General features: G+C 47.7%; 11 protein-coding genes. 9 read left to right on the top strand and 2 right to left on the bottom strand.

Annotated elements, in window-relative coordinates; all coding sequences use genetic code 11:
• A partial coding sequence (locus ACEW9O_RS25255; RefSeq protein ID WP_373552857.1) for a T9SS type A sorting domain-containing protein occupies nt 1-193 on the top strand: 193 nt, incomplete at its 5' end.
• Nucleotides 194-291: 98 nt separating this feature from the next.
• Here ACEW9O_RS25255 and metH read toward each other — a convergent pair.
• Nucleotides 292-3,972: a methionine synthase gene (gene metH, locus ACEW9O_RS25250; RefSeq protein WP_373553001.1), complete on the bottom strand. Its 3,681-nt coding sequence runs from the start codon at nt 3,970-3,972 to the stop codon at nt 292-294.
• Between the two features lie 172 nt (nt 3,973-4,144).
• Entirely contained in the window at nt 4,145-5,194 is a 1,050-nt protein-coding gene (locus ACEW9O_RS25245; RefSeq protein ID WP_373553000.1) for a YhcG family protein, read from the bottom strand.
• A 622-nt stretch (nt 5,195-5,816) separates the two neighbouring features.
• Between ACEW9O_RS25245 and lspA the strand changes: the two genes are divergently transcribed.
• The 8 genes from lspA to ACEW9O_RS25205 all read left to right on the top strand — a co-directional run bounded on the left by lspA (nt 5,817) and on the right by ACEW9O_RS25205 (nt 13,950).
• Nucleotides 5,817-6,434 carry a signal peptidase II gene (lspA, locus tag ACEW9O_RS25240; RefSeq protein WP_373552999.1) on the top strand — a complete coding sequence of 206 codons (618 nt, stop codon included), beginning with the start codon at nt 5,817-5,819 and terminating at the stop codon, nt 6,432-6,434.
• A 68-nt stretch (nt 6,435-6,502) separates the two neighbouring features.
• On the top strand, nt 6,503-8,014 hold the full coding sequence (locus ACEW9O_RS25235; RefSeq protein WP_373552998.1) for a sodium:solute symporter: 1,512 nt from the start codon (nt 6,503-6,505) through the stop codon (nt 8,012-8,014).
• Between the two features lie 70 nt (nt 8,015-8,084).
• Complete coding sequence (locus ACEW9O_RS25230; protein WP_373552997.1) at nt 8,085-9,113, top strand: beta-ketoacyl-ACP synthase III; 1,029 nt, start codon at nt 8,085-8,087, stop codon at nt 9,111-9,113.
• 99 nt (nt 9,114-9,212) lie between these two features.
• Entirely contained in the window at nt 9,213-9,779 is a 567-nt protein-coding gene (efp, locus tag ACEW9O_RS25225) for an elongation factor P (RefSeq protein WP_373552996.1), read from the top strand.
• Nucleotides 9,780-9,785: 6 nt separating this feature from the next.
• The gene (gene accB, locus ACEW9O_RS25220) at nt 9,786-10,316 is read left to right on the top strand and encodes an acetyl-CoA carboxylase biotin carboxyl carrier protein (RefSeq protein WP_373552995.1); all 531 of its coding nucleotides are present in this window, start codon (nt 9,786-9,788) and stop codon (nt 10,314-10,316) included.
• 5 nt (nt 10,317-10,321) lie between these two features.
• On the top strand, nt 10,322-11,662 hold the full coding sequence (gene accC, locus ACEW9O_RS25215) for an acetyl-CoA carboxylase biotin carboxylase subunit (RefSeq protein WP_373552994.1): 1,341 nt from the start codon (nt 10,322-10,324) through the stop codon (nt 11,660-11,662).
• Nucleotides 11,663-11,746: 84 nt separating this feature from the next.
• Nucleotides 11,747-13,564, top strand: coding sequence for an ABC transporter ATP-binding protein (locus tag ACEW9O_RS25210; protein WP_373552993.1), 1,818 nt, complete (start codon nt 11,747-11,749; stop codon nt 13,562-13,564).
• 146 nt (nt 13,565-13,710) lie between these two features.
• Nucleotides 13,711-13,950: a DUF4160 domain-containing protein gene (locus ACEW9O_RS25205; protein ID WP_373552992.1), complete on the top strand. Its 240-nt coding sequence runs from the start codon at nt 13,711-13,713 to the stop codon at nt 13,948-13,950.
• Nucleotides 13,951-13,954 lie beyond the last annotated feature (4 nt).

The following is a 13,954-nucleotide window of genomic DNA, read 5'->3' as shown; positions in this document are numbered from 1 at the left end:
AAAGGCTGCTGCTGCTACCCTGACCATCAGCGATGTGACTGGCCGTGTGTTGAAGAGCGTTCGTGCTGACTATGCTAAAGGTTTCAACCAAATCACGCTGAAAGCTAGCGATTTGAATGCTACTGGTGTGTTGTACTACACCCTGGAAGCTGACGAATTCACTGCTACCAAGAAGATGATTATTGTTGAATAATAAAGGTCGTTCTTATAAAGATTACAATTAAAAGAGGCTGCTCATCTTTGGATGGGCAGCCTCTTCGTTTTGAGTGCTATTGTATAAAAAAGCTAAGTTTACTGGTAATTCAACACTGGCGACAACCAGCGTTCTACTTCCTCGATACTCATTGCTTTACGCCGTGCATAATCCACAATCTGATCTTTGCCAATTTGCCCCAATCCAAAATACTTAGAGTCAGGGTGGCCCAAGTACCAGCCACTTACCGAAGCTGCCGGATACATGGCACAACTTTCGGTGAGGATCATCCCAGTGTTGTTTTCCACATCCAACAATTGCCAGAGGGTCTGCTTTTCAGTATGTTCTGGGCAAGCCGGATAACCTGGTGCTGGGCGAATGCCGCGATAAGTTTCTTTGATCAAGTCGTCAGTGGACAAGCTTTCATTGTCATCGTAACCCCAAAACTCTTTACGTACCCGCTCGTGCATACGTTCAGCCATGGCTTCCGCGAGGCGGTCGGCCAGGGCTTTGAGCATAATCGCGTTGTAATCGTCGAGCTCGGCTTCAAATTTCGCCACCCATGGTTCAATGCCAATCCCGGCCGTAACCGCGAAAGCACCTACATAATCCTGAACGGTATCTTTAGGTGCCACAAAGTCGGCCAAACAGAAGTTGGGTTGCCCTGCCGCCTTGTGCAATTGCTGGCGCAATTGGTGCAAAACCACTTTTACCTCTTGTCGATCGTCACTTTGATACACTTCAATGTCATCATGATTAACGGTATTGGCCGGGAATAAACCAATTACTGCCCGGGCACTCAGCCATTTTCCGTCAATCACCTGGCGCAGCAAACTGCGGGCATCATTGTAGAGTTTTTGAGCTTCAACACCCACAATCTCGTCCTTAAGGATAGCTGGAAATTTACCCGCCAATTGCCAACTGCTGAAGAAAGGTGTCCAGTCGATGTATTCGCTCAATTCTTCCAGGTCGTAATTGTCAAAAACGGTGATACCCTGTTTTTTAGGAACGGGAGCGGTGTATTGGCGCCAGTCAATGGCCACTTTGTTCTCTCGTGCTTGAGCCAAGTCGATGAATGCTTTGGAAGACTGCCTTCCGGCGCGTTGCTCCCGGATGCGCTCGTAATCCTTGCGGGTATCGATGATGAGGTTGTTGCGGTAATCTTGATCCGCACTCAACAAGGCTGCGGCCACGCCTACGCTGCGCGAAGCATCCAGTACATGGATGACTGGCCCTGAATATTGAGGTTCAATTTTGACAGCCGTGTGCGTTTTAGAGGTAGTTGCCCCACCCACCATCAAAGGCAAGGTAAAGCCCAAGCGCTCCATTTCTTTGGCCATGTGTACCATTTCGTCCAGCGAAGGGGTGATCAAACCACTCAACCCAATGATGTCGACATTTTCTTCTTTGGCCATTTTGAGGATTTTATCGGCAGGAACCATCACGCCCATGTCAATAATGTCAAAGTTGTTGCAAGCCAATACCACCCCTACGATGTTTTTGCCGATGTCGTGTACATCCCCTTTAACCGTTGCCATGAGGATTTTTCCTTTGGAGCTTCCCCCGCCAGCAGCTTTTTCTTCTTCAATATAAGGTGTGAGGTAGGCAACAGCCTTTTTCATCACCCGGGCACTTTTGACCACTTGAGGCAGGAACATTTTACCTGCGCCAAACAGGTCTCCCACCACATTCATGCCATTCATCAAAGGGCCTTCTATCACCCCTAGTGAATTAGGGAATTGAAGGCGGGCTTCTTCAGTATCTTCATCAATGTAGTCGGTGATTCCTTTGACCAAGGCATGGGTGATGCGGTCTTGTAGGCTGCCTTCGCGCCAGACCAGGTCTTTTTGAAGAATTTTTCCGCCTTCATTTTTGATGCTTTCTGCAAATTCTGTGAGGCGCTCCGTAGCATCCTCACGCCGGTTAAACAGCACATCTTCTACTCGCTCCAGGAGATCTTTGGGGATGTTTGCATAAATCTCGATCATCCCGGCATTCACAATCCCCATGTCCATACCAGCCTGGATGGCGTGGTACAAGAACGCCGAGTGCATCGCCTCGCGCACGGGATCATTGCCCCGGTAGGAGAAAGAAATATTGCTCACCCCGCCACTAATCTTAGCTCCTGGGCAACGTTGTTTGATCTGACGGGTAGCCTCAATGAAATAGATAGCGTAGTCATTATGCTCGTCAATCCCAGTCGCTACCGCAAAAATATTGGGGTCAAAAATGATGTCTTGTGGTTTGAAACCGACCTGCTGGGTCAGGATTTTGTAGGCGCGTTCACAGATGTCTACTTTGCGCTCGATGGTATCGGCTTGGCCGAGCTCATCAAAAGCCATTACTACCGCTGCTGCTCCGTAACGCCGCACCAACTTGGCCTGGCGGATAAACTCTGCTTCCCCTTCCTTCATCGAAATGGAATTGACGACACATTTGCCCTGCACACATTGCAAGCCCGCCTCGATCACACTGAACTTGGAGGAGTCAATCATGATGGGCAACTTGGCAATTTCCGGTTCCGACATTACCAGGTTCAAAAACTCCACAATGGCTTTTTCGGAATCCAACATGCCCTCGTCCATGTTGATGTCGATCATTTGAGCACCAGCTTCCACCTGTTGTTGGGCCACGACCAAGGCATCATTGTACTTGTTATCCCGAATCAGGCGGGCAAATTGGCGTGAACCTGTCACGTTGGTGCGTTCGCCAATGTTGACAAAGTTGGTCTCGGGCCGAATGATCAATGGCTCCAGCCCACTCAGCATGGTATAATTTGGTACTAGCGGAATCTGCCGGGGTGGTAAACCTTTCACGGCTTCCGCCATCGCCCGAATGTGCTCGGGAGTAGTGCCACAACAGCCGCCGATCATGTTCACAAATCCGCTAGATGCAAAGTCGCGGATATAAGTTTGCATTTCTTCCGGGCTTTGGTCGTATTGGCCAAATTCATTGGGCAGACCGGCGTTGGGGTAGGCGCTGATGAACGTATCGGCAATTGTAGACAACGCTTCCAGGTGTGGGCGCATTTCTTCTGCACCTAGCGCGCAGTTCAAACCAACACTGAGTAGCGGAATATGACTGATGGAAATCCAGAATGCCTCTGCGGTTTGGCCCGAAAGGGTACGCCCACTGGCATCGGTAATGGTGCCCGAAACCATCACGGGCAGCCGTTCTTTTCGCTCGTCAAAGAGCTCTTCTACTGCAAACAAAGCAGCCTTGGCGTTGAGGGTATCAAAAACAGTTTCGATCAGTAGTAAATCTGCACCACCTTCTACCAAACCCTTGGCTTGGACATAATAAGCCTCTTTTAACTCCTTAAAACTCACGGCCCGATAACCAGGATTGTTGACATCCGGTGACAGGGATGCAGTGCGGTTGGTAGGCCCCATGGCACCAGCCACGTAACGCGGTTTGCCGGGGTTGCGAAGGTTATAATCATCAACACAGCGCTTGGCCACTTGTGCTGAGGCAAAATTTAGTTCATAAGCCAGATCCTGCATTTCATAATCGGCCATGGCGATTGAAGTACTTGAAAACGTATTGGTCTCAATGAGGTCTGCTCCCGCCTCCAGGTAAGCCCGGTGGATCTCTTCGATAATCTGTGGCTGGGTGATGGACAATAGATCGTTGTTTCCCTTTACATCGCGGTGAAAATTGGCAAAACGTTCGCCCCGATAATCCGCTTCGCTAAGCTTGTACCGCTGAATCATGGTACCCATCGCACCATCAATGACGAGAATGCGCTGCTTGAGGAGTGCTTTAATGTCTGGCTTCATCTTTTCTCCGTTTTTGTGTCTACAATATTGGGCTACAAATGTTAGACTTCTCCGAAGTCCTATTATAGGGTTCAGGTAGGTCAAACACTTGAGGTTTGATTTTGGATTGCAAAAATAGAGATTTATTTGGGGAATGTAGCGGCAACCCTCGCGGTTGCCCTCCTCAAGCGATTTATTCTTCTTCTTTACTGCTTTGAGCCAGGCGCTGCTTGGAGAGTAGAATAGCCTGTTGTAGCTTTTGCTGTAACAGTTCCTTGCTGGGCAATTCCGTCAGGTATTCGGCTACATGAATTCCGGTGGCATCCATTTCCAAAAGTTCGACCAACTCGTCGCTTTTATCCGCACAAAGGATTAGACCAAGGGGTGACAGCTCGTGCGGATGCTGCTCATATTTGGCCAACCAGCGCAGGTAAAGCTCCATTTGGCTTTTATGGCTGTGTTCAAATTTGCCTAATTTGAGATCAATGGCAACCAGGCGGCGAAGTTTACGGTGGTAAAAAAGCAAATCGATGTAATAATCAGTATCTCCAACAGTTACGCGCTTTTGGCGGGCCATAAACGCAAAATCGTTGCCCAATTCTAAAATGAACTCCTGTAGCTGGACGATAATCGCCTGCTCTAAGTCTTTCTCACTATAGGTATTGACCAAGCCTAAAAAATCCAGAATGTAGGGATCTTTGAATGCAATTGCTGGACTCATTTCACGCGTGCTGCGCAATTTTTCCAAGTCATTTTGGATGGTTATTTCGGGTTGTTTGCTGAGGGCGCTGCGTTCGAAGAGCATGGAGTTGATGCGATCTCGAAGTTGGCGAACATTCCAACGTTCGTTGATGCAAAGGGTGTAGTAGAATTCTCGTTTTAGTTCGTCTTTTTCGCTCAGTAGCTCAATGAAATGGCTCCAGCTCAATTTTGCAGACAGTGTCTGCAAAATGTTTTCGTCGGAGAAATAGTCAAACAACTTGACCATACTAGCTAAATTTCTTGGGCTGTACCCTTTCCCATATTCCAGAATCAATTGTTGCGACAGTGTCGCAATAATCTGTTTGCCGTATTCTGCGCGGTTATGAATGATGAGAAACTGACGAATATGCTTACCAATTCGCCAGTACAACATCGTTATTTCTGCATTGACGGCTGTGAAAGTACGCTGGCGACTGCTTTCAATTAATGCTTGAATATCTGCAAAGAGGCTTTGTTCGATGGGTTGTAGGGGCTGTTCCATTGGTGTTGGTTTTGAGGTGAACTCAAAAATACGATACCGCGAAATTAAAAACAAATAAAGTTTAAAAATACTTTTAAAACACAAAAACAAGCACTGCGCCAAACAAAAAAGCACCACCGAACTCAATCGATAGTGCTTTTTTATTTTCTGCTGTGAGGGAAGGACTCGAACCTTCACAGGGCGGTTAGCTATAGCACAGAATGGTGGTCAACCCCTGGGTCGTTTCCTGGCCCTATGCTACGTTTGTTCCGAACTCCCTACCCCCGAGACAAGAGGGCATGGCTGCCAAAAATTTCATCACCTCACAATGTTGTTCTTTGACAAAGAGTATGGCCAAAGAAATTTGTTTTTCTCACGATTCTTTGCATCTTTGCTGCCCAAAATCGCTAAGCTCGTTCGCTTTGATGAAGCAAAGTTAAAAACATCTCTACATTTATGCAAATTTTTTAAAGAAATTTCTTAAAATTTTTCATTTTCGTAAAAAAAAGCGATTTTTTTGAAAACACCTTATATCTCATTTTGCGATAATCAAGTATTTTTTAAATTTTTCAATGACCCTGCTTATCTTCACCCCATTCAAGATTAACCAGCGTTGAACGCTAAAGAACAGAAAGTATAAGACATGTGGCAAAAAAGACTCCTCGTACTGTTGATTCCCGGATTACTGGCTACGGCATTGGATCGACTGACCAAGATATGGGCAGTTAATACGCTGAAGGAACAACCCATGCAATCCTACTTCAATGATGTATTTCGCCTGGTGTACGCCGAAAATACCGGAGCATTTTTAAGCTTGGGTTCAGACATGAACGATACCTTGCGCTATTGGGTATTGGCTGTGGTACCCGTTTTGGTCTTGCTATACATTTTTTTCCATGTACTGACTGCCAAAAATTTACACGTGGTGCAGCAAGCTGCATTTGGATTCATCCTGGGCGGTGGCTTGAGCAACATCTACGACCGCATCATGGAAGGCCGGGTGGTCGACTTTATGAACATGGGCTTTAGTACGCTGCGCACTGGCATTTTTAATGTAGCGGATATGTCGATTATGCTGGGTTTGTTTTTAATGGTCCCTTTTTTGTTCCAAAAACAAACACAAGAGGAAGTAGCACCAGCACCCTTAGCACCAGCGGACATTGTCGAAGAAGCGGCACCCGAAGTGGAAGAATCGGAAGAATCGACGGCTACTCAGGAAGATCCCGTTGAAAATGCAGATCAAAAACCTGACAACAAATAGTGAGGTAAAAATAAAGTTCATTTATAAAAAAGGGCAACCGCAATGCTTGCCCCAACGACCCTTCACCTATGTTCGCAGCCGTACTCTCTCCCGGATTGATTGGCACCTTGATCATTGCGTACTTCGCAATGCTCATTGTGGTGGCTTGGCGCACCAGCCGCAACGCCGACAATAGTTCCTTCTTTTTGGCTGGGCGCAAAGCCCCCTGGATTTTGGTCGCTATTGGCATGATTGGTACTTCCATCTCGGGGGTTACCTTTATTTCCATTCCGGGGGTGGTCGGAGCCGGGGGCAACAACCAGGCTTTTTCCTACTTGCAATTGGTGCTGGGCAACCTCTTTGGGTATTTCATCATTGCTACAGTACTGCTGCCTTTATATTATCGCCTACAACTCACTTCCATTTATACCTATTTGGAGGAACGCCTTGGTTTTTACTCCTACAAAACCGGGGCAGCGTATTTTTTGATTTCCCGCACCATTGGTTCTTCCTTTCGCTTGTTTTTGGCGGCGAATGTGGTGGACATGTTTGTGACCGGGCCGATGGGGATTCCTTTTTGGCTGACGGTGGTCATCACCATTGCGTTGATTTGGGTGTACACATTTAAAGGTGGAGTAGCAACAATTATTTATACCGATACCCTACAAACCATCTTTTTGCTATCCGCTCTCGCGCTCAGTGTCTATACCATCAGCAATGCTTTAGGCTGGAATTTGGTGGAAATGTTTGGCGAAATCAGTCGCAGTGAATACGGGCGCGTCTTTTTCTTCGACAGTGGCATCGGCGACCCGAACAACTTTTTTAAACAGTTCATCAGTGGGGCCTTGATCGCGATTGCCATGACGGGCTTGGATCAGGATTTGATGCAAAAAAATCTGGCTTGTCGCAACATTAAAGATGCCCAAAAGAACATGTTGACCTTTACTTCCATTTTCCTGTTGGTCAATATCCTGTTTCTTTCGCTGGGTGCGATGTTGTACCTCTATGCCGCCAAAGAAGGCATTCAATTGCCGATGAACGCCAGTGGTAAACTCAATTCCGATCTGGTTTACCCTACTCTGGCACTGGAGCACATGTCGGTGGCCACGGCCATTTGTTTTATGTTGGGCATCATCGCCTGCACCTACGCCAGTGCGGATTCGGCATTGACGGCATTGACCACCTCTTTTTGCATCGATTTTCTCAATTTTAACAAGTCGAATGCCCCAGAGCAGCAAAAAGAACGGACTCGGGTCTGGGTACACGTTGGTTTTTCGCTCTTGACTTTGGTGCAAATTCTGGTGTTTAAGCTACTCAACAACGATGCGGTCATCAGCAGTTTATTTAAAATTGCCGGGTATACCTATGGCCCATTGCTTGGTTTGTTTATGTTTGGGATACTGACCAAACGGGCCGTGCGCGATCAGTGGGTTGTGCTGGTCTGCATCATTGCACCGATCTTGACGTATACCATTGATATTTATGCCGAAAAACTGTACGGTTTCAAGTTCGGATTCCTCAACATCGCCGTCAATGGACTCTTGACCATGCTGGGGCTCTGGCTGATTTCCTACCGTAAAAGCACTGCGGTTTTAAATTAAATGTCAACAAGCAAAAGATTATTGATATTTTTGCGCTCGCAAATTGCCAACTGGATTCAAATCCAACGCTATGTCTAAAATTCGTGCTGCGATTACAGGCGTGCAGGGCTGGGTTCCTGAGTACGTTCTGACCAATCAAGAGCTAGAGAATCTGGTGGATACCACCAGCGAGTGGATTACCTCCCGTACGGGGATCCACGAACGCCGCATCCTCAAAGGCGAGGGGCAAGGTACATCAATCATCGGCATCAACGCCGTCAAAGGACTATTGGCTAAAACCAATACGCTCCCCGAAGAAATCGACCTCCTGATCTGTGCTACGGTAACCTCCGATATGCCATTTCCAGATACTGCCAACATCATTGCTGATGCAGTAGGCATCAAAAATGCTTTTTGCTACGACATCAATGCCGCATGTTCGGGCTTTTTGTATGCGCTCACCACTGCTAGTAAGTTTGTGGAGTCGGGCTCACACAAAAAAGTCATAGTGGTAGGTGCGGATAAAATGTCTTCCATCATCGACTACACGGATCGGACTACCTGTATCATCTTTGGTGATGGTGGTGGTGCCGTTTTGTTGGAGCCAACGGAGGAAGAAGTCGGCGTAATGGACTCTTTGCACCACAGCGACGGGATTGGCCAGCATTACTTGTACCAAAAAGCAGGCGGCTCACGGTATCCAGCTACCATTGATACGGTCATCAATCGCGAGCATTTCGTGTACCAAAACGGTAAACCAGTGTTTAAAGCTGCGGTATCGGGTATGTCAGATGTGGTGCTGCGCATCATGGGGCGCAATGACCTCGTAGCTGACGACATCGCTTGGCTAGTACCCCATCAAGCCAACCGCCGGATCATTGAAACGGTGTCGGATATGGCCAAATTCCCGATGGAAAAGGTCATGATCAACATTCAAAAATACGGCAATACTACGGCTGGAACACTGCCCCTTTGTTTGTGGGAATGGGAAAGTCAGCTCAAAAAAGGCGACAATATCATCTTGACTGCCTTTGGTGGCGGCTTCACTTGGGGTGCCATCTACATCAAGTGGGCCTACGATACCCAACCCACGGATTTATCCGTGGGAGGGAACACATGATCCAACCCACGAATTTATTCGTGGGAGATTCCGTGAAACGACCGCCGCAGGCGGGAGAATCACATGTATAAAACCTTTTAACATCAAAATAAAACTTTCATGGCTTCGACATCCGATATCCGCAACGGACTTTGTTTAGATTGGGAAAAGGACACCTGGTCTGTCGTGGAATTTCAGCACGTCAAACCAGCCCGTGGTGCAGCCTTCGTGCGTACCAAGCTCAAAAGTATGACCAACGGGAAAATAGTGGACAACACTTTCTCCGCCGGTGCTAAAATTGACGAAGTTAGAGTTGAACGGCGTAAATTTCAGTACCTTTATGAAGATGAGTCTGGTCTGAACTTCATGAACAATGAAGACTTTGAGCAAATTGTTTTGAATAAGAAGATGATTGACCGTCCAGACCTTATTAAGGAAGGAATGGAAGTGGACATTTTGTACCATGGTGCCAAAAACGAATTATTGACCATGGAACTGCCCCAATCGGTGATTATGAAGATTACGTACACCGAGCCAGGTTTAAAAGGGGATACCGCGACCAACGCTTTTAAGCCTGCTACGGTAGAAACCGGAGCAGAAGTGCGCGTGCCCCTGTTCATCAACGAAGGTGACCTAATCAAGATCGATACCCAGACCGGGGCTTATATGGAACGTATTAAACAATAGCAACTCATGGATGCAAAGGAGATTCAAGAACTACTGAAGCTGGTCAGCCGGCTGGAGCTCTCCGAGTTCAAAATGAAAGATGGTGAGTTCGAACTGCAAATCCGTACCAAGTACTTTGGCAAGGCTGGGCAGCAAATCCTGGTGCCTTCACTACAAGCCACCTTGCCAACTGCTATCCCGGCGGCGTCTACGCCAGCCAGCGTGGAAACACCTACGTCAGTAGCTACTCCTACGCCACAACCAATAGCTGATCTGACACCAAGTGCTGCGCCAAGCGCAGGAGGAGATGATAGTCGCTACAAAGCCATCAAGTCGCCGATCGTTGGAACGTTCTACCGCTCAGCTGGCCCTGACAAACCTGCTTTCATCAAAGTGGGCGACAGCGTCAGTGTTGGCAATGTGGTTTGTATCGTTGAGGCCATGAAGCTGTTCAATGAAATCGAGTCTGACATCAGCGGTACTGTAGTGAAGGTGCTGGTAGAAGATGCTCAACCCGTTGAGTACGATCAGGTCCTTTTCTTGTTAGATCCGAAATAAAAAGAATGTTCAACAAGATCCTCATAGCCAATCGCGGTGAAATTGCACTGCGTATCATCCGGACCTGCCGGGAAATGGGTATTAAAACGGTAGCCGTATACTCTACTGCCGACCGGGAAAGCCTGCACGTGCGGTTTGCCGATGAAGCGGTTTGTATTGGCCCGCCCCAATCATCGGAATCCTACTTGAGTATTCCTCGCATCATGGCAGCGGTCGAGATCACCAACGCGGATGCAGTCCATCCAGGTTACGGCTTTTTGGCTGAAAACGCCGATTTTGCTGAGGTATGCTTGGAGTATGGCATCAAATTCATTGGGCCAACCCCCTCGCAGATCCGCAAAATGGGGGATAAAATCACCGCCAAAGAAACCATGATTGCTGCAGGGGTACCCGTGGTGCCAGGTTCAGGTGGTTTGTTGCAAGACGTTCCAGCAGGGATAAAACAAGCCAAAGAAGTAGGATACCCCATTATCCTCAAAGCTACAGCAGGTGGCGGTGGAAAGGGTATGCGCATCGTTTGGAAAGAAGAAGACTTCGAAAATGCCTGGAATACTGCCCGTATGGAGGCCAAAGCATCCTTCTCCAACGATGGCATCTACATGGAGAAGTATGTAGAAGAACCTCGCCACATTGAATTTCAGATTGCGGGAGACCAATACGGAAAAGTTGTACACCTTTCTGAACGCGATTGCTCCATCCAGCGCCGCCACCAGAAATTGGTAGAAGAATGCCCTTCTCCCTTCATGACCGATGAATTGCGGGAAAAGATGGGAAATGCCGCGGTCAAAGCGGGTGAAGCCATCAACTACGAGGGTGTAGGTACCATCGAATTTTTGGTGGACAAACACCGCAACTTCTACTTCATGGAGATGAACACCCGGATTCAGGTGGAGCACCCCGTGACCGAAGAAGTGATCGATTTTGATTTGATTAAAGAACAAATCAAAATTGCAGCGGGTGAAAAAATCACCGGAGGCAACCGCTACCCACAGATGCATGCCATGGAATGCCGCATCAACGCGGAAGATCCGAACTTTGATTTCCGTCCAAGCCCAGGCAAAATCACCTCTTTCCACAGCTCAAAAGGCCATGGCGTAAGAGTAGATACCCACGTTTACGCGGGGTATACCATTCCTCCGTATTACGATTCAATGATTGCCAAACTCATCTGTCGCGCCCGCACCCGCGAGGAGTGCATCCGCAAAATGGAGCGCGCCCTGGACGAGTTCATCATTGAAGGACCAAAGACGACAGTGCCCTTCCATCAGAAGTTGATGAAAGACGAAAACTTCCGCAAGGGCGATTTCAATACTAGTTTTTTGAATGATTTCAACTTTAAAGACTGAATAAAAGATGAGAGATGAAAGATGAGAGATGAAAGTGGTAACACTAGATTTTCATCTCTCATCTTTCATCTTTCATCTCTAGATATGAAGAGTTTCTGGCGTTTGCTTTCCTTCTTGCACAAGTACCGCGCCAACGTTGCGCTGAGTATTTTGAGCAACCTCCTGATGGCCGTGTTCAACGTCGCCAGCATTCCATTACTGATTCCACTACTCGATATTATTTTCCAAAAAAACGTCCAGGCATTACCTGAACCAGTCTGGAGTTGGACGGCTGATGGGCTTAGAGCGCAGCTCAATTACCAAGTCAACCATTTGATCCAGACGCAGGGGCAGGAAGCCGCTTTGATTCGGATTTGTGCCGTGATCCTGTTGGTCTTTTTGGGTAAAAACCTGTTCAATTACCTCGCCATGTTTTTTATGGCCCCGGCGCGCAACGGCATTGTGCGAGACATCCGGGCCCAACTGTTCAGCAAAATTATGATCCTCCCCTTGGGCTATTTTTCAGAAGAGCGCAAGGGTGACCTGATGTCGCGCATCACCGCCGATGTGCAGGAAATTGAATGGAGCATCCTCAATGCCCTGGAGTCCCTTTTCCGCGAGCCCATCATCATTGTACTGAGTTTGATTTTTATGCTTTACGTCAGTCCCACGCTGACGGGCTTTGTGTTTGTACTCATGCTGTTTTCGGCAGTGATCATTGGAGGGATAGGGCGGACGCTGCGCAAAAGTTCATCCAAGGTCCAGGAGCGGTTGGGTACCATTGTATCCATCGTCGAGGAAGCGATTTCCGGGCTGCGCATCATCAAGGGCTTTAATGCCGAAAAATACCAGGAAAACAAATTCAATCGCGAAAACAACGACTACCGCCGCATGCAGACGCGGATGTTGTGGCGGCGGGACTTGGCCTCACCCTTGTCTGAGTTTTTGGGCATTGCGGTGGTGTCGGTATTGCTGTGGTTTGGTGCACGGATGGTGTTCAAAGGCAGCATTGAAGCCAGCACCTTTATCTCCTTTTTGTATGCCTTTTTTAGCGTGTTGAACCCAGCCAAAGCTTTTTCCCGGGGCTTGTACGATGTACAAAGAGGCATCGCTGCCATGCAAAGGGTGGAGCACATCCTCAATGCTCCGGTATTGATTGAAGAAAAAACCGATGCTCCAGCGTTCTCCCAGTTTAAAAAATCCATCGAATACCGCAACGTCAGTTTCAATTACCGTGGCGACGAACCGGTGCTGAAAAACATCAATCTAAATATCCACAAAGGTAAACTCATTGCCCTGGTGGGCGCTTCCGGTGCAGGCAAATCTACCATGGCCGACTTGTTGCCACGCTTTTATGATGTAAGTGATGGTGGCATTTTTATCGATGGCATCAACATCAAAGACATTTCCCTGCGCGATTTGCGCCAGCAACTGGGCATCGTTTCCCAGGAAGCCATCCTGTTCAACGACACGATTTACAACAACATCGTGTTTGGCATGGAAAATATTACACCTGAAGATGTAGAACGCGCCGCCAAAATCGCCAACGCCCACAACTTTATCATCACTACCGAAAACGGCTACCAAACCAACATCGGCGACCGCGGCAGCAAACTCAGTGGCGGCCAACGCCAACGCTTGACCATCGCCCGGGCGGTGCTCAAAAACCCACCCATCCTCATCCTCGATGAGGCTACCTCCGCCCTCGACTCAGAATCCGAAAAACTGGTCCAGGAAGCTTTGTTGAACCTAATGAAAGACCGCACCAGCCTGGTCATCGCCCACCGCCTATCCACGGTACAGCACGCTGACGAGATCATTGTGATGCGCGCGGGCCAGATTGCGGAACGGGGCAGCCATGCGGAGCTGTTGGAGAAAAATGGGGAGTATAGGAAGTTGGTGGAATTGCAGGCAATGTCGTAGGGGCAAGCCTCGCGGTTGTCTAAGCATTGATAAAGCGCATTTGTTTATAATTCAAAATTTGGTGTTTAGCTTGCCTTATGATCTGATTTGAGTTAAATTTGCATATTCTGGTCATTAATTTTACCTTGATCTAAACCTTCATATAGATGCCAGTTATTGGAAAAATTAAAGGAATCATTTTGAGAATGTTCTTTGGGGATCATCCTCCACCACATATTCATGCCAGCAACAACGAACGTGAAGGTTTATTTGGCATAAATGATCTGGAAATGTTCAAGGGTGATCTTGGCTCAAAAGACCAAAAGGAAGTAAAAAAATGGGCAAAATCTCGCCTGTCCAAGTTAAAGGATATGTGGGATACCCAGGAGATTCAAAACATCGATTAACGCA

Source organism: Haliscomenobacter sp. (genome assembly GCF_041740695.1).
Lineage (GTDB): Bacteria > Bacteroidota > Bacteroidia > Chitinophagales > Saprospiraceae > Haliscomenobacter.
The sequence above is the reverse complement of the archived record's forward strand: the minus strand, read 5'-3'. Positions and strand labels throughout refer to the sequence as shown.

What these genes read in the sequence shown, in the direction of transcription:
- efp (WP_373552996.1), top strand. Translation starts at nt 9,213, where the DNA reads ATGGCTTCGACATCCGATATCCGCAACGGACTTTGTTTAGATTGGGAA.
- lspA (WP_373552999.1), top strand. Translation starts at nt 5,817, where the DNA reads ATGTGGCAAAAAAGACTCCTCGTACTGTTGATTCCCGGATTACTGGCT.
- ACEW9O_RS25205 (WP_373552992.1), top strand. Translation starts at nt 13,711, where the DNA reads ATGCCAGTTATTGGAAAAATTAAAGGAATCATTTTGAGAATGTTCTTT.
- ACEW9O_RS25210 (WP_373552993.1), top strand. Translation starts at nt 11,747, where the DNA reads ATGAAGAGTTTCTGGCGTTTGCTTTCCTTCTTGCACAAGTACCGCGCC.
- ACEW9O_RS25230 (WP_373552997.1), top strand. Translation starts at nt 8,085, where the DNA reads ATGTCTAAAATTCGTGCTGCGATTACAGGCGTGCAGGGCTGGGTTCCT.
- metH (WP_373553001.1), bottom strand. Translation starts at nt 3,972, where the DNA reads ATGAAGCCAGACATTAAAGCACTCCTCAAGCAGCGCATTCTCGTCATT.
- accC (WP_373552994.1), top strand. Translation starts at nt 10,322, where the DNA reads ATGTTCAACAAGATCCTCATAGCCAATCGCGGTGAAATTGCACTGCGT.
- ACEW9O_RS25245 (WP_373553000.1), bottom strand. Translation starts at nt 5,194, where the DNA reads ATGGAACAGCCCCTACAACCCATCGAACAAAGCCTCTTTGCAGATATT.
- ACEW9O_RS25235 (WP_373552998.1), top strand. Translation starts at nt 6,503, where the DNA reads ATGTTCGCAGCCGTACTCTCTCCCGGATTGATTGGCACCTTGATCATT.
- accB (WP_373552995.1), top strand. Translation starts at nt 9,786, where the DNA reads ATGGATGCAAAGGAGATTCAAGAACTACTGAAGCTGGTCAGCCGGCTG.